We start from the raw sequence: 16,713 nt of genomic DNA on the forward strand, positions 1-16,713 counted from the left end.
ATGACTCCCGCCTCACCCCGGCCGTCGGGCACCACGCGTACCTATACGAGGACACACCGCACTCGTACGGGTCACACGCATGCCTCGACGCGCACCCACACGCAGTACGCGGAGCAATCCCGTGGGCGCTGGGTCTCCCTGGGATTGTGGGGACTGCAGGTGGGGCGCTCGTTCACCGATGCGTCGCGACGGGCGTGGGATGCCGTCACGTCGGTGACAACTCCCGCAGGTTGGGCAGTGATCGTGTGGACGGTCGTCGGCGCGGTGCTTGGATTGGTACTTGGTTGGGGCGAGTTTCTCATCGGCTCCCTCGTGGGCCTGCTGCTGCTTCTGATCGCCCTGCCGTTCCTCCTGGGTCGCGAATCGTATGAGGTCGACTTCCGGCTCTTGCACGATGCTGTGGTCGCCGGCCACGACGCTCAAGCCGAGATCGTTGTGCGAAACCAACGTTCCCGGCTCGCGCTACCTGGGCAAGTCGACGTTCCCGTGGGTGCCGGCCTGATCGACTTCCACGTGCCGATGCTGCGGCGCGACCAGGAGCACCACGAGCCGCTGCTCATCCCGGGCACCCGGCGCGGAATTGTCGATGTGGGGCCGGCCACGACCTCGCGGTCGGACCCCCTCCGCCTCGTGCAACGCAGCTTTCACTGGGCAGATATCCAGACTCTCTACATCCACCCCGTGACCATCGCCATCCCAAGTACGTCGATGGGCTTCATTCGCGACCTTGAGGGCCGCGCCACGCGCACGCTGTCCAACGAGGACATCTCGTTCCACGCTGTGCGCGAGTACGCCCGCGGCGATGCTCAGCGGCAGATTCACTGGAAGTCAACAGCAAAGACCGGCACGCTCATGGTGCGCCAGTTCGAGGAAACCCGTCGTTCCACGCTGTCGCTTGTGCTCGACCTCAACGAAGCGTCCTACGCCGATGAAGCCGAATTCGAGATGGCAGTCAGCGCCGTCGGTTCGCTCGGCGTGCGCGCGGTCCGCGACGGGCGTGACGTGCAGGTTGTCGTGTCAGGCGAAGTGCCGGAGTTCGCGAAGGCCTCCGTGCGCTCCCTCGCACAACTGAATGTCACCACGCCCCGGCGGCTTCTGGACGACCTGTCCGGCGTGGAGTCCTCACCCAGTGTGGTCGCGCTTCCCAGCCTGACCCGCATGCTCGTCGAGGTCTCCCAGGAGACATCGCTTGCGTTCTTGGTGACCGGATCGCGAGCTCCGCTTGCTGACCTCAGTTCCGCAGCATCGGCCTTCCCGGTGGATGTTGCCGTCGCCGCGGTGGTGTGTGATCCCGAAACGGAACCGGGCATGCACGCCATTGGACGCACCCGCGTCCTGAACCTCGGCATCGTCGATGACCTGCGACACCTGCTGGCGAGGTCCGCAGCATGAGTCGACGCAGAGGTCCCCGGAAGCAGCCACTGATGGGCTGGAGCCCCACGCTGATCAACGCCGGCTTCATGGTGGCAATCGGCGCGGTCGCCGCGTGGACCTTGTACCCCGTGTACGAGTCGATGCGATTCGTGGCAGTGGCGGCGCTCGCGATCCTTGGCGGCGCGGCCATCGCGGTTGTCGCCGCGCGTCGTGGATGGGGCGCCATGGGCATCTCGCTCTCCACCCTCGCCCTGTACGCCATCGGCGGCCTCGCGCTCGCGATCCCGGGTTCCACGAGCGGCGTCGACACTGCTCTGCAAGCTGGGATCGAGCTCGTTCGTGGGCCGGTCACGGGGTGGATGGACATCGTGACGCTTCCGCTTCCGCTCGGCGAGTACCGGGCGACGTTGGTTCCTGTCTATGCGCTCTTCTTGCTGACGTCAGTGTGGGCGACAACGGTCGCGCTGACATCGAAGCAGCGCTGGGGTGGCGCGGCAATCGTGCTCGCTGGCCAGCAGGCCGTCGTCATTGCCATCGGGCCTGCGACTCGTGCCGACGCCTACGCCTGGGCCCCATGGGGCGTCTTCGTGAGCCACGAGTTTGTCGTCGGGCTGGCTGCCTTCGGATTGGTGCTTGCGTGGTTTGCGTGGAGGTCCGCGTGGGCTCGTCGTGCTGCAATCCTGAGGGCCCAGGGGGCCAGCGGAGTCCGGCTAGTCCGCGGCACCACCACGACTGCCATGACGGGTGCGGGCGCAGTGATGGCGATGGTGGCCGTCGCCACCGGCGCGGGACTGCTGATTGCAGGTCCTATCTCGGCCGCGACCCCGCGAGAGGTAGCTCGCAGCGTGGTGGACCCCCAACTCACTGTGGACTCGGCCGTGACGCCCCTGGCGGGATACCGCTCGTTCTTCGCCCCCGCCCAGTACGACACGGTGCTGTTCTCCGTGACCGTGGAGGAGGGCTCCGCTGACCGCGTGCGAGTCGCGACTCTGCCGTACTTCGATGGCGAAGCTTACACGGCGTCCGCTCCCGCAGAGGTGGAGCCCTCCCGCTTTGAGCGAGTGCCGTCCACGGTCCAGGTCGACGTACCCGGCGAGCGCGTTGACGCCGCAGTGGAGATAGTCGGCGGCAGCGGAATTTGGGTGCCCGTCGTGGGTCAATTGGAGAGCGTGACGTTCTCTGGTGCACGTCGCAGCCAGTTGGTCGATTCGTTCTACTACCAGCGCGAATCTGGCGCGGCGGTGGTGTCCCTGGAGGGCGGACTCACCGCTGGAGACGGATACGACCTCCAGGCGACGGTGCCGGCGCCACGCCAACTGAGCGACCTGGGTGAGCCCCCGCAGGCCGGAACGGTTTCCCCGGCGCTGATCCCCGATTCTTTGCGTGACTGGGTGGCGAACCAAGAGGTTTCTTCCGATGGCGCCGGTCTCGCGGAACTCGTCACCCGCCTGCGTGAGCGCGGCTACCTCAGCCACAGTCTGGAACAGCCCGATGGGGACGCTGTGTGGGCTACTGACTTGGAGTCGTACACGTTCGTGTCGTCGGCTGCGGGGCACTCGCGGGACCGGATCGACCGGCTGTTCACGGCGCTCAATGCGCGTGAGGCGGAGGTCGGCAGTGACGCCGACAACGCGGAGCTGGTCGCAGCCGCGGGAGACGACGAACAGTTCGCGACGGCGGTGGCGCTGATCGCCTCTGAGATGGGCTTCTCATCGCGCGTCGTGCTGGGCGCTCGTCTCGAGAACACGGATCCCGCGGGCTTTGCCGGTCCCGCTTGCGACGGCGGCGAATGCCGCGGCCAGAACATGTCCGCATGGGTCGAGGTCCAAAGCGCCGACGGCGCGTGGGTGCCGGTGGATGTGACCCCGCAGCACGCCAATCCCGTGTCTCCGGATGTGACGACGCAGCGTGACCCGGAGTTTGCTTCACCCCTTGACCCTGAGACAGCCGAGGAAATTGTCCCGCCCTCGAGCCAGCGCGGCACCGTCGATTCGGAAGAGCCGCCGCCCACGGCTGAAGAAGAGGGGAAGGCCTGGCTCGGCCCCGCCGTGCGCATCGCCGCCGTGAGTGTCGTGGGATTGCTCGTGCTGCTCGGGCCCATCTTCGTGATCTTGATCTGGAAGGGCGTCCGCCGCAGCCGGCGTCGCAACGGCGATCCGGCGCACGCCGTCCACGGCGGTTGGGACGAGTACCTCGACACGGCAGTCGATGCGGGGCTAGAGCCGATGCCAATGGCAACGAGAGCGGAAGTCGCAGCCGCGTATGGCACGGCAAACGCCGTGGCTCTCGCGCGGTCCACGGACAAGGCCACCTTCTCCGGTCGACAGGTGGAACCCGAGGACGTCGAGGAGTTCTGGGAGCACCTAGAGCAGGACCGGCAGGAGTGGCTTTCGCAGCGCGGGTGGTGGTCGCGAATGCGCATGCGGGTCTCGCTGCGTTCGATGTGGCATGCGACTGCAAATACGCCGGACGCTCACGCCGCGCCGAGTGAGGGTCAGCGCGTCAACTGGAGAAGCGACCACACTAGTGCCACGGGGACGCACCGCGGACGGGCGCGCAACCGCACCAAGACCCGTCCTGGTCGCTAGAAGGAGAAGATCGAGTCAAGCATGTACATCGCACTTGTGGCGCTTGCCGGCGCGGCGCTCATCAACCTGGTGTGGATGGGCCTGGCGCTCGGCAGCGTGCTGTCGAAGGTAGGCATGTCTCGCGGACTCGCGTTCATTCCGATCTGGCGCTGGGTTGCCGCTGCGCAAGCCGCAAGATTGTCAGCTGTGCCTGTCGCCCTTGCCCGTGGGATCGCGTTCCTTGGCGGCGCAGTCGCGGTAGCCGGTGCCATTATTGCGGCGGCCGATGCTGGCGATGTATCGCTCGCGCGCACCCTGATCGTCGTGGGCTGCACCGTATGGGTCGTGGGCACGATCGTGGGGTGGGCCCTGTGGATCTTCGGTTCCGGAACCATCGAGTTGCGCCTTCAAGCGCCCGCGGCGCTGAGTTGGGTGGCCGCAGTGTCGCCCGTGATTTGGGCATCGATCGTGGGCTGGGGTCCGTACTCGATGGCCGGACGAACGGCGGAAGCGGCCCGGGCGGCCGCGCGTACCCGGGAGGATTCATCTCCGCGACAGCCCGCAAGCGATGCTGTGCCGGCTGCTGTCCCCGATGTCGAAACGGCAGACGCTGATGCTCCTTTGACTGAGCCCGCTGATGTGGGCGAAGAGGTTCCTCGGTGGGGTGCCGCCGATGTCGCCCCCGGCGCTGAGACGGTTTCCACGCAACCTGAGCCCTCGGCGCAGCCAGAGCCAGCAGGCGGGTACACGCGCGTGCCTTCCCCTCCGTCGGTTGAAGAGCCCCCTGGAGATTCTGCGGACGTGCCTGGGGTGCCAGAGGAGCCAAAAGCTGTCGAGCCCGACGCCGTGTCGCTACCCCCGGGTTGGGCGCCCGTCAGTACAGATGCGATTGAGCAGGACACGCCCGCTGAAGAGATAGGGGAGGCCCCTGCGCCAGACCCGGATGAGTCGGCAGGTCCATCGGACGAGGACGCGGACGAGCAGGTCGACGACGACAGCGCGGCCCCTGCTATCGAGTCGCCTCCTGAAGTACTCGCCGAACCGCCTGCGACCTCCTCGCCAGAGAGCCCGCCCGCCTCGGGCACCGTCCCCGCGGTGTCGCCGTATTTGGGCGCCCCGACCGGCGCCACGCCGATCGTGCAGCAGCCGCCTGCCCCGAGCCCTGCTTCTCCACCCGCCGTCTCGTCCTACGCGGCTACGGAACCAGTCAGCGCGCCTGAGCCCGATTGGCTGGTGCAGGCGCGGGCAGATGCGGCAGCAGCCGCTCGACGCGAGAACGAAGTGCAGGCCGAAGCGCAGGCCGCAGCACAGGCCACTGAGGTCAGCGAAGCCGCGGAAGCCACGCCCGCTCGCGCCGATGCCCGTGTCATCCCAACCGCAGAGCCGGTAGCTGAAGCAACGGCTCACGAGGGCGCCATCGAAGACGGAACCGGCGCAGAACCCGGGAGCGACGCCGTGCGGGACGTGACGGCGAGCGCGGACTTCACCCCAGCATCGGCCCCTGTGGAGGCCCCCGAACCTGAACCGGAGGCCGCCCCCGCACGCGTGGACCCCCTCCCGACGGCGCCGATTCCCATTCGCGCCACCATGCCGCCGGCCACCTCGGCGGTGCCCATCGTGCCCGCTTCGCCCGGCTCGGCACATGGTGATGAGGACGATGACTTCACAGTCATCGCTACGCGTCGGCGCGTGACTGCGCGGCTAGAAGTTGATGGCGGCGAATCCTATGACCTCGTCGGCGACAGGGTCACGGTGGGTCGACTGAGCGCCGCCGTCGAGGACGTCGTGGGGATCGTCGACGCGACGCGGACCATGTCGAAGCGTCACGCGACCCTCACCCGTGTCGACGGGGTGTGGCACATCGAGGATCTCGAATCGACGAACGGAACGTATCTACGCAACGAGGCCGGTCGCGAAACCGAGGTTGCCCCAGGCACCATGGCACCCATCCGCGGCGTCGTCATTCTGGGCGACCTTGAAGCGCGCATCCTCGATATCGAGGGCGGCCAGTGAGCGCGACCGGAATGTGGTCGTCGGGCGCGGGCGCGACGGATCAGGGTCCACGCGCGCGCAACGAGGACTCGTACCTCAGCGAGGGCGCCGTCCACATCGTCGCTGATGGCATGGGCGGGCATCAGGCCGGGGCGGCCGCGAGCAACGCGGTGGTCGACGTCTTCCGAGAGCTCGCCCACGAGGTTCCGGTGCGCCCCGAGCGCATTGCTGAGGCGGTCGTGAAGTCCCAACAGGCTGTCCTGTCCGTGGCGCGCAGCGTGGGCGGAGAGTCGGGAACGACGCTCACGGGCGCGATCGCCGTGGAGTACGCCGGCGCACCGTGGTGGATGGTGATCAACGTCGGCGACTCGCGGACGTACCTGGTTCATGGCGGGCAGGCGTATCAAATCACTCGCGACCATTCGCACGTCCAGGAGCTCGTCGACGCGGGGCGCATCACCGCTGCACAGGCTGAGGGGCACCCCGACAGCAACATCATCACGCGCGCGATTGGAGACGGGCTTCCCGATTTCGATGCGTGGCTCGTTCCCGTGGTGCCCGGATCGCGGATCGTGGTGGCCAGTGACGGCCTGACAAAGGTGGTGCGCGGCGCCAGCATCGGCGCGATTGCATCGCTCGCGGGCACTCCCCAGGAAGCGGCCGAGCGCCTGGTCGACGCCGCCCTCGCGCTCGCGACGAACGACAACGTGACGGTCGTGGTTGCCGACGCGAGCGACGTCACAACACCCCCCGGCGTGGATGTCGCGCCATGGACCTTGTGGGGCGCGCATGTGGATGCAGGTGATGACACGACGCAGACCTCGCACCGGAGGACGCGCGTATGAGTGACGGCTCGGTCCCGACTGCCGGCGCCGGACGCACGGGCCAGGACGACGGCGACGAGACCGTGGTGTCCAAGCGCCGTGCCACAGAGGACGACGTGACGGTTGTCTCCCCGCGACGCGCTCGTACGGGCGAGCCGGACGGCGACGCGACCGTCGTGTCGCCCAGGCGCCGGGTAGACGCCGACGACAGCGCCAGCGGTGACGATGCGACCGCCGTGTCGGAGCGGCGTGCTGCACGGTCCGGGTCGGCCTCACCGCCCGCATCGTCTGCACCGGTCCCATCGCCGGAGCCAGCCTCACCCGCTGCTCCACCCGACGTCACGACGCGCACCGCGGCCAGCCCGGACAACGTCGCGACCGCCCCCATCGCCCCTCCGGCCTGGCGAGCGCGCCGCAGTTCGCCGACCAGCGCCTTGCCGCCCGGGTATGAGCTTCCGGCCGGTGCTGGGGTCACCTCAGCATCGGTCCACTCCGGTGAGAAGGAAGCGGCCTACCGTCCACGCGAGGCTCCTGCCGCGAAGGAAGCACTGTCCAGCGACCCCGCCAGCGACCAGGCCGCGGACAACCCCGCTCACGGTCAAGCGGTCGATCAGGTCCTGTCTCCTCAGGAGGCATCACACAAGCGTGCGAAGGCGCGCCGCGTCCGGCTGGTCACTGCGGTTGTGGCGACCTGCGTTGGAGTCGCGGTGGTCGCGGCGCTGGTGGTCGCAGGGTTCGCCATTGCGAGCGCAGGCTAGGGGCGTCGAGCGGTTCGGTTCGGTCGCTCCTCGACATTCCGGAAGCCCGGTACGGCGCCGGTGCGCCCCGCAACAAGAGCAATCGCGTAGGTTGGAATCGTGACTGACTTGCACACACCTCTCCTGGCCCAGCATCAGGCGCTTGACGCCACTATCGTCGATTTTGCGGGGTGGCAGATGCCCCTGCGCTATAGCGGCGATGTGGCCGAGCACCAGGCGGTTCGCAATGCCGCGGGGCTGTTCGACCTGTCGCACATGGGCGAACTCATGGTGACTGGCCCCGATGCCGCCGCCGCACTCGAGTACGCCCTCGTGGGCCACATGAGCCGCATGAAGTTGTGGGCCGCGAAGTACACGATGATGTGCGCCCCCGATGGCGGCGTGATCGACGACCTCGTGGTGTACCGCCGCGACTGGGAGCACTTCATGGTGGTCGCGAACGCGTCCAACCGCGTCGAGGTGCTCGCGGAGCTGCGGGAACGCATCACCAGCGGTGGGTTCGACGCCGACGTCGCTGATGAGACCCACACCATCGCCTTGATCGCGGTCCAGGGGCCGGCCTCGGCGGACATAGTGGCGAGCATGTGTGAGATTGGCGCGGACGATCCGCCCGCACTGAAGTACTACTCGGCAGCGAACGTGCTTCTTGAGGGCGGCCACCACGCGTTCGTGGCGCGCACGGGATACACCGGCGAGGACGGATACGAACTGTTTGTGCCGGCGGACCTCGCGGCAGATGTGTGGGAGTTGGCGCGTGAGCGGGGGGCCGATGCTGGCTTGATTCCGTGCGGTCTGGCAGCTCGCGACAGCTTGCGCCTTGAAGCCGGCATGCCGCTGTACGGCAACGAACTGAGCCGGGAACGTTCACCCTTTGAGGCTGGTTTAGGCCGAGTCGTGAACTTTGGCCGGGCCGATGGGCCCGAGCGCGGTGACTTTGTGGGCCGGGAGGCTCTCGCTGGAATTAGGGAGGCGGGGACCGCGCACACGCTCGTTGGACTCGTGGGGCGTGGCCGCCGTGCGGCACGGGCTGGCTATCCGGTGGTGGATGAAGCCGGTGCCGTGATTGGTGAAGTCACCTCGGGAATCCCCTCGCCGACGCTGGGTTCGCCTATCGCCATGGCTTACGTGAGTCGTGAGTTCGCCGAGGCAGGGACGGCCGTGGCGGTAGATGTGCGCGGCCGACATGAGGCAATGGACGTGGTGGCGCTACCGTTCTACCGGCGGGGCGCGTAGCCTCGACTATGAGAGGTCCGTCGCGAGCGAAAGGTGGGCCACGTGCCTGACATTCCTGACAATCTGCTGTACTCCGCCGAACACGAGTGGGTGCGCGGCGACGCGTCCCAGGGAGCCGTCGTGACGGTCGGTATCACCGACTACGCCGCGGACGCACTCGGTGACGTCGTCTACGTTGAGGCCCCGTCCGTGGGTGACGACGTCAAGGCCGGCGACGTGTGCGGTGAACTTGAGTCCACGAAGGCGGTCTCGGAGCTCTATTCGCCGGTGACCGGCGCGGTCGTCGAGGTCAACGAGCAGCTCGAGAACGCTCCAGACCTGGTGAACTCGGACACGTATGGCGAGGGCTGGATCTTCAAGGTCGAACTCAGTGACCAGCCTCAGGACCTGTTGGATCCCGACGCTTACTCGGATCTGACCGAGTAGTTCACCCGGTGGGATCGTCGACACGGCTGGTCGTTGCGGCCGCTATTACGGATGACCTCGGTGTCCCGCGCACCCTGCTCGCGGCGCGTCGCACGGCGCCTTCCGCGCTTGCAGGCCTGTGGGAGTTTCCGGGAGGCAAGGTCGAGCATGGTGAGTCCCCCGAGCAGGCGTTGCGACGCGAGTTGCGCGAAGAGCTTGGCGTCGAGATCGAGATTGGCGAGGAACTCGCCGGACCCGATGACGGTAGCGGCGTCGAGGCCCAGTGCGCGGACACCCCCGTGTGGATGTTGCGCCCCGGGGACGCCGACGTTGAGCGCCTCGTGATGCGAGTATGGTGGGCGCGCATCCTGCCTGGCGCGGACGGCGCGGCTGTGGAGCCGAGGCCGCTTGAGGACCATGACCTCCTGCGCACCCTTGAGCCCGGCGGCTGGCGTGACGTGGCATGGCTACCGGCAGACAAGCGAATCGTGGAGGCGTTGCTGGAAGACGCGCGCGATCGTCACCGCCGCGCTTACTGCTAGTTCGCTGTCCGCCACGCGCCACACATCAAGCTCTACGCTTCAGGCTTCACTCTTCACGCGTTGCGTCCTACGCGCTACGCGCTACGCGCTCGGGGGTCGCCTCGCCCAGTGGTGTCGCTGGGATCGGTGGCGGCGTCGAGAGGATTAGCGGTGTCGTCTGGATCGGCGTTGTCGCCTCGAGGCGGGGAGCTGCCAGGCCGCACGGCATCTCCAAGGTCGATTTCGAGCGCGGCGCGCCCCGCAACTATCGGGCGCCTCTCGGGATCAAGTGACGCGGGCGGAATCATCCACACTCCACTGCGGTCGGCCTTGACCTCCCAGCCCGTGTCGTGAATGCGGTGATGGCACGCGGTGCATAGCAGCACCCCGTTGGAAAGATCTGACGCGCCTCCGTCGCGACTCCACCACCTCACGTGGTGAGCGTCGCAATAGCTGGGCGGCGCATGGCACCACGCACACCCTGCATCCCTTTCCGCGAGTGCGATGCGTTGTGCGCGCGTGAAGTGCCGTTTCGCACGCCCTAGGTCAAGCGGCAGGCTCTCCCCGCCCAGCACTGCTGGGAGGACCTCCGCGTCGGCGGCGAGCGACCGCAGCGCGCTCACGGAGATGGGACCGCCGAGGTCGTCGCACTGCGCCACCCCTACGCCGCGGTCAAGATCTTCCTTCGACACACGCACGACGATGGTGGCCTTTACTCCCATGGTCGGTTCCTCGCACCCGAGTCCGTGCTTGGCGAGGTCCGCCAGGGCGTCGGCGCGCATCTGTCCTGGGGTGCGGTCATCGGCCCCAGACGGCAGGTGGCGTCGCGCTTGGAACGACTTACGCACGTGTGCGTCAATCCACGCCCGGAGTGGGGCTGCAGAGGTGGGGTCGAGCCTTCCCGAGATGGTGGTCATCCCGTCAGCGTCCTCGGTGAAGGCGACGTAGCGCTCGCGACGCTGATGGCGCTCGCGGCGCTCTGCCTCCTGAGGCGCCCGCTGCGCGCGAATCTGCCGGCACGCCCGCCGCACTTCCGTGAGTGACATGGTCCGCGCACGCGACACGACCTGCCTTTCGACGCGCGCGACGGCGATCGCAGACGTTGCCTCGTCTTTGTCGCCGGCGTACTCCGCAACGGCATCGAGCGTCCTGGTGATCTCAGCTGCGGCGTGAACGGGAACCGCGCCGTCAGACACCGCCTGTGCGAGGAGCCGATACCGCGGTGCGGGCTCGGCAGAGGGCGCAGGCGGAGCGTCCGTCCCGGCCGGTGAAGCGAGGTCTGCCGGCCCCGGACGAGTCGGCGGCCGAGGCTGGATTGCGTTGCCGACGTCTATCAACCGCCCGGCCTCGCCCAGGTCCATCCCCCACTCCCGCGCGACGGCCTTGACCGGCGACGAGTGCCCCTCTTTCCGTGCCAGTCCATCGCTCCCGAGTTCTGGCGCCGACCTGCGCGCGAGCTCCGATGCCACGGCCGCGCTGAGACTGTCCAGCGCGCGCCGCGCAGAACCCATCGCCTCGCGCATGGCACCGAACTGGTCGCGATCAAGGTCGGAAACCTCGACCCCCGCGAAAGCCACTAAGCGCGCCACCTCGCGCTCCAGGACGTCCGTGTCGATTGCCATGTGTCTACTCAATCATTAGGGTCTGACAAAGAGCATCAACAGTGATCAAACTGTTAATAACCGGGTCCCGGCGCACGCCTGGGGACGACGCTACGAACGCGCCACGCACCCCGCGATGTGGTCGTCGACCATCCCGATCGCTTGCATCAGCGCGTACATCGTCGTCGGCCCCACGAACACGAAACCGCGCGACTTGAGGTCCTTCGCGAGCGCCTTGGAACCGTCCGTGGATGCCGGAATGTCCTCCCACGTCGCGGGAGGCTCGCCCAGGTCCTCAGGAGCGTGCGCCCAGATGACCTCATCGAGCGCCAGCCCCGCCTCATGCAACGCCACAACCGCGCCGGCATTGGTGATCGCCGCCTCAATTTTGCGGCGATTACGAACGATCCCGGCATCGGACATCAGCCGCTCAACGTCCTCATCGCCAAACGCCGCGACCACCGCTGGCTCGAAACCCGCAAATGCCTCGCGAAATGCTTCCCGCTTGCGCAGAATCGTCAGCCACGACAGGCCCGACTGGAACCCCTCGAGGGTCATCCGTTCAAACAGTTCCGCCTCGCCGTGCACCGGCTGGCCCCACTCGTGGTCGTGATACTCGGCGTAGAGCGCGTCGCCCGAGCCAAAGCACCGGACCAAGTCATTTGTCTCCGTGATCATGGGACCAGTGTGACCTGCAGCCCCGACCCCAGACCAGGTGACGAGCAAACCGGGGGATACCCGAGCATCGGCCCTCCCCTGGGGACGACGCCCGACGGTCCTCCCACCAGTGGTCCGCTATTGTGGCGAGCGCTATGACCATCCGTGAACTTTTGAGCGCGCATTCGCCGACGCTGAGCTATGAGTTGTTCCCTCCCCGCACGCCCGCGGCCGAGTCGACCCTCGAAGCCACCATGCGAATGCTCGCGAGCACGGACCCGGATTTCATCTCGATCACCTACGGCGCTTCGGGGACTACGCGGTCCACGTCGCGCGGCGTGGTGCAGCGCCTTGCCGAGTCGCACACGATTCCGCCACTCGCCCACCTCACCTGCGTAGACCAGTCTCGCGACGAGGTGATCCAGGTCATCGAGGAGTACCTGGGAGAGGGCGTCCGCGACTTTCTCGCTCTCCGTGGCGACCCGCCGCAGGGCCAGACGGACTGGAGCCCGCACCCGGACGGCCTGCGCTACGCCTACGAACTCGTCACCCTTTTGCGCGAGGTCGCGGCGACTCACGGCGTCGACAACCTGAGCATCGGTGTGGCGGCATTCCCCACGCAGCATGCGCTGCCTCAGTGGCGCCAGCAGGCCCTCGACGTGCTCCGCTCCAAGCAGGACGCGGGCGCGGACTTCGCGATTACGCAGGTGTTCTACGACCTTCAGCAGTATTGCGGGCTCGTCGACGACGCGCGCGAGCAGGGCATCACGCTGCCGATCATCCCCGAGGTCATGCCCCTGTCGACCGCCAAGCGAGCCCATCGCGCCGCACAGATCACGGGCGTTCCCACTCCCGCGGAGCTCATCGCCGATCTCGAGGCGGCAGAGGACGACGACGCCGCCCGGGCAGCAGGGGTCGCCCACGCGGCGCGCCTGTCACGCGACCTACTCGACGCGGGCGCGCCGGGAATCCACGTCATCACCTTCAACAAGCATGACGCGGCTGTCGACCTCGTCGACGAGCTCCCGCTCCGCAAAACGCAGTCCTAGACGCCAGGCACGGCCCGGGACACAAGGGCCGATGCTGCGGTTTAGACCTCGCGGAGAGTCACCCGGGCGCTATTGGCCACGGTGCGAGAGACCGTGCAGGTCTTCTCCTCGGCGGACTTAAGGGCGGACTGGACGCGGGCGCGCGCCTTGTCGCCATCGGGTCCCTCGGGGAAGGCCACGTCGAAGGCCACGTCGATGTCGCGCAAAATAGCCGGGCTCGAGCCGCCAACCTTGTCTGCGTTGACGGTGGCTTCGAACTTCGAGGGCTCCGCGCGGCGTGACGTCATCATGTCGAGGTCGGTGGCGGAGCATCCGGCAATGGCGACCAGCAACAGGTCGACTGCGCTGAGCGCGCCGTCGACGTTGTAGCCAAAGCGGTACTCCGCGCCATCGGGGTTGCGGGCAACGTAGACGCCCTCGGCTTCACGCACGAGCGTGACCTGCTTCTGTGTGATCTCTTCAGTCATGTCCACCATTGTCTCAGGGTGTAGACAACTGCGCGGGCGGTGCCTCGCCAGGCCCAAGCGGCATCTACCAGGGTGTCTCACAATGTAGACAAACAGTCTCAAACCAAGGTGGCGATTGTCCCCGCATCGCGCTAGAATCGCGACCGCACCCCTCGGCGCCGCATAGACGCGCGTCGACCAAGCGCAATGGCGAGCCCGCCGCGCAACCACCACCTCCTTGAGGAACTATGTCTGACATCACTCAGTCCTCTGCCCCTGCGCCCGCCTTCCCCGGCGGCACGATTCTTGGTTACCCGCGCATCGGCCGAATGCGTGAGCTCAAGCGTGCGCTGGAGTCGTTCTGGAAGGGCAACTCGTCCGAGGCTGACCTTGAAAAGGTTGCCGCAGACCTGCGCGCCGCGAACCGCGACCGCATCGCCGCACTTGGCCTGGGCCGCGCCGACAGCTCGATTCCGTCGAACTTCTCGTTCTACGACCACGTGCTCGACGCTGCCGTCACCTTCGGCGCCATCCCCACCCGTTTCGCCGACCTGCGCGCCGAGGACGGCTCCGTCGACCTCGCCGGCTACTCGACCATTGCTCGCGGCAAGGGCGACAAGGCCCCGCTCGAGATGACCAAGTGGTTCGACTCGAACTACCACTACCTGGTTCCCGAGATCGGCCCCGACACCGAGCTGAAGCTCTCGTCCTCCCGCTGGGTCGACGAGTTCATCGAGGCCAAGGACGCCGGCTTTGTCACGCGCCCGGTCATCACCGGTCCGCTCACGTTCCTGTATCTGTCGAAGGCTGCGGACGAGGCACCCGAGGGCTACCAGCCCATCGACCGCCTCGATGACCTTCTTCCCGTCTACATCGAACTGCTCGCCGCATTCAAGGCAGCCGGTGTGGAATGGGTCCAGATCGACGAGCCCATCTTAGTCGCCGACATCGACGCCGACCGTGCTGACGTTCTCGCGAATGCCACCAAGGTCTACCGCGCCCTCGTGGCTGCCGAGGAGCGCCCCGCGCTGTTCGTCGCTGCCCCCATGGGTGCCCTCGACGACGCGCTGCCTGTCCTCAAGGACACCGGCGTGGACGCCATTGGCCTCGACCTGGTGCGTGGCGCCGTGCCCCAGGGCGTCGACCTCAAGGGCGTCACCATCGCCGCAGGTGTGGTCGACGGCCACAACATCTGGCGCACCGACCTCGACGAGGCACTGCGCAAGGCCGATGAGCTGGTTGCCTTGGGCGCCAACGTCACCATCACCACGTCCACCTCGCTGTTCCACGTGCCCCACACCCTGCAGGGTGAAGAGCACCTGGGCGAGGAGCTGCTGAGCTGGCTCGCCTTCGCCGATGAGAAGGTTGCTGAGGTCGTCACGCTGTCGACCGCGCACACGCAGGGCGACCACGCAGTCGAGGGTGCACTGGGTGAGGCTCGCGCCGCGCTCAAGGCTCGCGCCGAGCACCCCGGCACCAACCGTGCCGACATCCGCGACGCTCTCGCAGCCGTCAAGGACAGTGACTTCGAGCGCACCGACTACTCGATCCGCGCGGCCGCTCAGGATGCCCGCTTCAACCTTCCGGAGCTGGCCACCACCACGATCGGTTCGTTCCCTCAGACCCCTGAGATCCGCAAGGCTCGTGCCGCGTGGGCCAAGGGCGAGCTGTCCGACGCCGACTACGAGCAGGCGATGAAGGACGAAATCGCTCAGGTCGTGAAGCTGCAGGAGGACCTCGGACTGGACGTCCTGGTCCACGGTGAGGCCGAGCGCAACGACATGGTGCAGTACTTCGCCGAGCTCCTCGAGGGCTTCGACGTCACCAAGAACGGCTGGGTCCAGTCGTACGGCTCGCGTTGCACGCGTCCGTCGATCCTGTGGGGCGACGTCGCTCGCTCCAAGCCCATGACGACCCGCTGGGCCGAGTACGCCCAGTCGCTGTCCGAGAAGCCAGTCAAGGGCATGCTCACCGGTCCGGTGACGATCCTCGCGTGGTCGTTCGTTCGCGACGACCAGCCGTTGGCAGACACCGCAAACCAGGTTGGTCTGGCCCTCCGCGGCGAGATCACCGACCTGGAGAACGCCGGCATCGGCATCATCCAGGTCGACGAGCCCGCCCTGCGCGAGCTCCTGCCCCTGAAGAAGGCCGACCAGCCCGCTTACCTGGACTGGTCCGTGAAGTCGTTCCGCCTGGCAACCTCAGGCGCTCAGGACGACACCCAGGTGCACACGCACCTGTGCTACTCCGAGTTCGGCGAGGTCATCGACGCGATTGACGGCCTGAACGCAGACGTCACCTCGATTGAGGCAGCCCGCTCGCGCATGGAGGTCCTGCCCGCAATTAAGGACCACGGCTACGAGCGTCAGGTGGGCCCGGGTGTCTGGGACATCCACTCGCCGCGCGTGCCGTCGACTGAGGAAGTCACTGAACTGCTGCAGCTCGCCAAGGACTCGATCCCTGGCAAGCAGCTGTGGGTCAACCCCGACTGCGGTCTGAAGACTCGCGGCTACGCGGAGACCAACGCCTCGCTCGAGAACATGCTCGCGGCCACGAAGGCTGTTCGCGGCGCATAACCCGTTTCATACAGAAGGGCCGATGCCAGGGTCACCCTGGCATCGGCCCTTCTGTATGTCTGGGCTCCGCCCATGCGAGGTGTGAATAACAGGCGTACCGTTGGTTGAGTCGTTGGCCTGCGAGAGCCCGGTCGCGACGGCTGAGGGGCGACCGGGTTCTCCGGGCCGGCGTCTCACGCCTGGTGCGGAGTGGGTTGCCGCTCAGCAGGCGGCGCGTTCGACGTAGCCGTTCTCGGCATCGAATCGCACACCGGGGTCCGCCGCAGCGTCGCCGCCCGAGTGCTTGAGGTGAACGCACCAGGTCTCGATGTCGCCCGGAACGAAGTTCACGAGTTCCACCCCCGGCGACGCGCCCATCGCGGTCTCGCCATTGATGAGGTATTCGCCGTCGACTTGCGTGACAGCGGTCACTCCGTCGCCGTCCGTCCATGCGGAACGGACCATAATGCCAAGGTTCACGGCATCGGACTCCGCGGCAGCATCCTTGGCCTTGGACTCCTGCGACAAATACAGCGGAATTGCGATGGCTGCCAGGACTCCAATGATCACGATGGTGATCAGGAGCTCCGGAAGCGTGAATCCGCGCTCACGGTCAGTTAACTGCATAGTCCCTGCCCTCCCCTCAGGCCCTCATGGGCGGGACGTCGCCATCGCACGCGCATGTGTACTGGCAACACGCCCATTGTGGCGCAAGTCACACGCTGGGCGCA

At 67.2% G+C, this 16,713-nt stretch carries 14 protein-coding genes; 10 read left to right on the forward strand and 4 right to left on the reverse strand.

The window, feature by feature from the left end; translation table 11 throughout:
- The 8 genes from AOP74_RS05615 (at nucleotide 1) to AOP74_RS05650 (ending at nucleotide 9,695) form a co-directional block, all read left to right on the forward strand.
- Entirely contained in the window at nucleotides 1-1,392 is a 1,392-nt protein-coding gene (locus AOP74_RS05615) for a DUF58 domain-containing protein (protein ID WP_082096023.1), read from the forward strand.
- Nucleotides 1,389-3,962: a transglutaminase domain-containing protein gene (locus AOP74_RS05620; protein ID WP_082096025.1), complete on the forward strand. Its 2,574-nt coding sequence runs from the start codon at nucleotides 1,389-1,391 to the stop codon at nucleotides 3,960-3,962. The genes AOP74_RS05615 and AOP74_RS05620 overlap by 4 nt, the downstream gene beginning before the upstream one ends.
- A 21-nt stretch (nucleotides 3,963-3,983) precedes the next feature.
- The gene (locus tag AOP74_RS05625; RefSeq protein WP_061961347.1) at nucleotides 3,984-5,954 is read left to right on the forward strand and encodes an FHA domain-containing protein; all 1,971 of its coding nucleotides are present in this window, start codon (nucleotides 3,984-3,986) and stop codon (nucleotides 5,952-5,954) included.
- A complete protein-coding gene (locus tag AOP74_RS05630) occupies nucleotides 5,951-6,778 on the forward strand; it encodes a PP2C family protein-serine/threonine phosphatase (RefSeq protein ID WP_152649184.1) in 828 nt (275 codons plus the stop codon). The genes AOP74_RS05625 and AOP74_RS05630 overlap by 4 nt, the downstream gene beginning before the upstream one ends.
- Nucleotides 6,775-7,515 (forward strand): hypothetical protein, encoded by a 741-nt coding sequence (locus AOP74_RS05635; protein WP_061961349.1) that lies wholly within the window; start codon nucleotides 6,775-6,777, stop codon nucleotides 7,513-7,515. The genes AOP74_RS05630 and AOP74_RS05635 overlap by 4 nt, the downstream gene beginning before the upstream one ends.
- A gap of 99 nt (nucleotides 7,516-7,614) precedes the next feature.
- Nucleotides 7,615-8,748: a glycine cleavage system aminomethyltransferase GcvT gene (gcvT, locus tag AOP74_RS05640; RefSeq protein WP_201774297.1), complete on the forward strand. Its 1,134-nt coding sequence runs from the start codon at nucleotides 7,615-7,617 to the stop codon at nucleotides 8,746-8,748.
- 42 nt (nucleotides 8,749-8,790) lie between these two features.
- Nucleotides 8,791-9,174, forward strand: coding sequence for a glycine cleavage system protein GcvH (gcvH, locus tag AOP74_RS05645; protein WP_061961351.1), 384 nt, complete (start codon nucleotides 8,791-8,793; stop codon nucleotides 9,172-9,174).
- Nucleotides 9,175-9,182: 8 nt separating this feature from the next.
- Complete coding sequence (locus AOP74_RS05650; RefSeq protein ID WP_061961352.1) at nucleotides 9,183-9,695, forward strand: (deoxy)nucleoside triphosphate pyrophosphohydrolase; 513 nt, start codon at nucleotides 9,183-9,185, stop codon at nucleotides 9,693-9,695.
- Between the two features lie 74 nt (nucleotides 9,696-9,769).
- On the opposite strand, the gene AOP74_RS05655 is transcribed toward AOP74_RS05650, so the two are convergent.
- Both AOP74_RS05655 and AOP74_RS05660 read right to left on the reverse strand, forming a co-directional pair.
- Entirely contained in the window at nucleotides 9,770-11,296 is a 1,527-nt protein-coding gene (locus AOP74_RS05655; protein ID WP_061961353.1) for an HNH endonuclease, read from the reverse strand.
- 90 nt (nucleotides 11,297-11,386) lie between these two features.
- Entirely contained in the window at nucleotides 11,387-11,953 is a 567-nt protein-coding gene (locus AOP74_RS05660; protein ID WP_061961354.1) for a DNA-3-methyladenine glycosylase I, read from the reverse strand.
- Between the two features lie 134 nt (nucleotides 11,954-12,087).
- On the opposite strand from AOP74_RS05660, the gene AOP74_RS05665 reads away from it, so the two are divergent.
- Complete coding sequence (locus AOP74_RS05665; RefSeq protein WP_061961355.1) at nucleotides 12,088-12,981, forward strand: methylenetetrahydrofolate reductase; 894 nt, start codon at nucleotides 12,088-12,090, stop codon at nucleotides 12,979-12,981.
- Between the two features lie 41 nt (nucleotides 12,982-13,022).
- Here the strand turns inward: AOP74_RS05665 and AOP74_RS05670 are convergent, their stop codons facing one another.
- The gene (locus AOP74_RS05670; RefSeq protein WP_160297458.1) at nucleotides 13,023-13,448 is read right to left on the reverse strand and encodes an OsmC family protein; all 426 of its coding nucleotides are present in this window, start codon (nucleotides 13,446-13,448) and stop codon (nucleotides 13,023-13,025) included.
- A gap of 227 nt (nucleotides 13,449-13,675) precedes the next feature.
- Here AOP74_RS05670 and metE point away from each other — a divergent pair, with 227 nt between their 5' ends.
- Complete coding sequence (gene metE / locus AOP74_RS05675; RefSeq protein WP_061961357.1) at nucleotides 13,676-16,003, forward strand: 5-methyltetrahydropteroyltriglutamate--homocysteine S-methyltransferase; 2,328 nt, start codon at nucleotides 13,676-13,678, stop codon at nucleotides 16,001-16,003.
- A 201-nt stretch (nucleotides 16,004-16,204) separates the two neighbouring features.
- On the opposite strand, the gene AOP74_RS05680 is transcribed toward metE, so the two are convergent.
- The gene (locus AOP74_RS05680; protein WP_061961358.1) at nucleotides 16,205-16,609 is read right to left on the reverse strand and encodes a prepilin-type N-terminal cleavage/methylation domain-containing protein; all 405 of its coding nucleotides are present in this window, start codon (nucleotides 16,607-16,609) and stop codon (nucleotides 16,205-16,207) included.
- Between the last annotated feature and the right edge of the window lie 104 nt (nucleotides 16,610-16,713).

This window comes from Demequina flava, assembly GCF_000975035.1.
Taxonomy (GTDB): Bacteria; Actinomycetota; Actinomycetes; order Actinomycetales; family Demequinaceae; genus Demequina; species Demequina flava.

Coding starts and splice junctions, on each gene's coding strand:
- AOP74_RS05665 (WP_061961355.1), top strand. CDS start 12,088: ATGACCATCCGTGAACTTTTGAGCGCGCATTCGCCGACGCTGAGCTAT.
- AOP74_RS05680 (WP_061961358.1), bottom strand. CDS start 16,609: ATGCAGTTAACTGACCGTGAGCGCGGATTCACGCTTCCGGAGCTCCTG.
- AOP74_RS05655 (WP_061961353.1), bottom strand. CDS start 11,296: ATGGCAATCGACACGGACGTCCTGGAGCGCGAGGTGGCGCGCTTAGTG.
- AOP74_RS05635 (WP_061961349.1), top strand. CDS start 6,775: ATGAGTGACGGCTCGGTCCCGACTGCCGGCGCCGGACGCACGGGCCAG.
- AOP74_RS05620 (WP_082096025.1), top strand. CDS start 1,389: ATGAGTCGACGCAGAGGTCCCCGGAAGCAGCCACTGATGGGCTGGAGC.
- AOP74_RS05660 (WP_061961354.1), bottom strand. CDS start 11,953: ATGATCACGGAGACAAATGACTTGGTCCGGTGCTTTGGCTCGGGCGAC.
- AOP74_RS05670 (WP_160297458.1), bottom strand. CDS start 13,448: ATGACTGAAGAGATCACACAGAAGCAGGTCACGCTCGTGCGTGAAGCC.
- AOP74_RS05625 (WP_061961347.1), top strand. CDS start 3,984: ATGTACATCGCACTTGTGGCGCTTGCCGGCGCGGCGCTCATCAACCTG.
- metE (WP_061961357.1), top strand. CDS start 13,676: ATGTCTGACATCACTCAGTCCTCTGCCCCTGCGCCCGCCTTCCCCGGC.
- AOP74_RS05615 (WP_082096023.1), top strand. CDS start 1: ATGACTCCCGCCTCACCCCGGCCGTCGGGCACCACGCGTACCTATACG.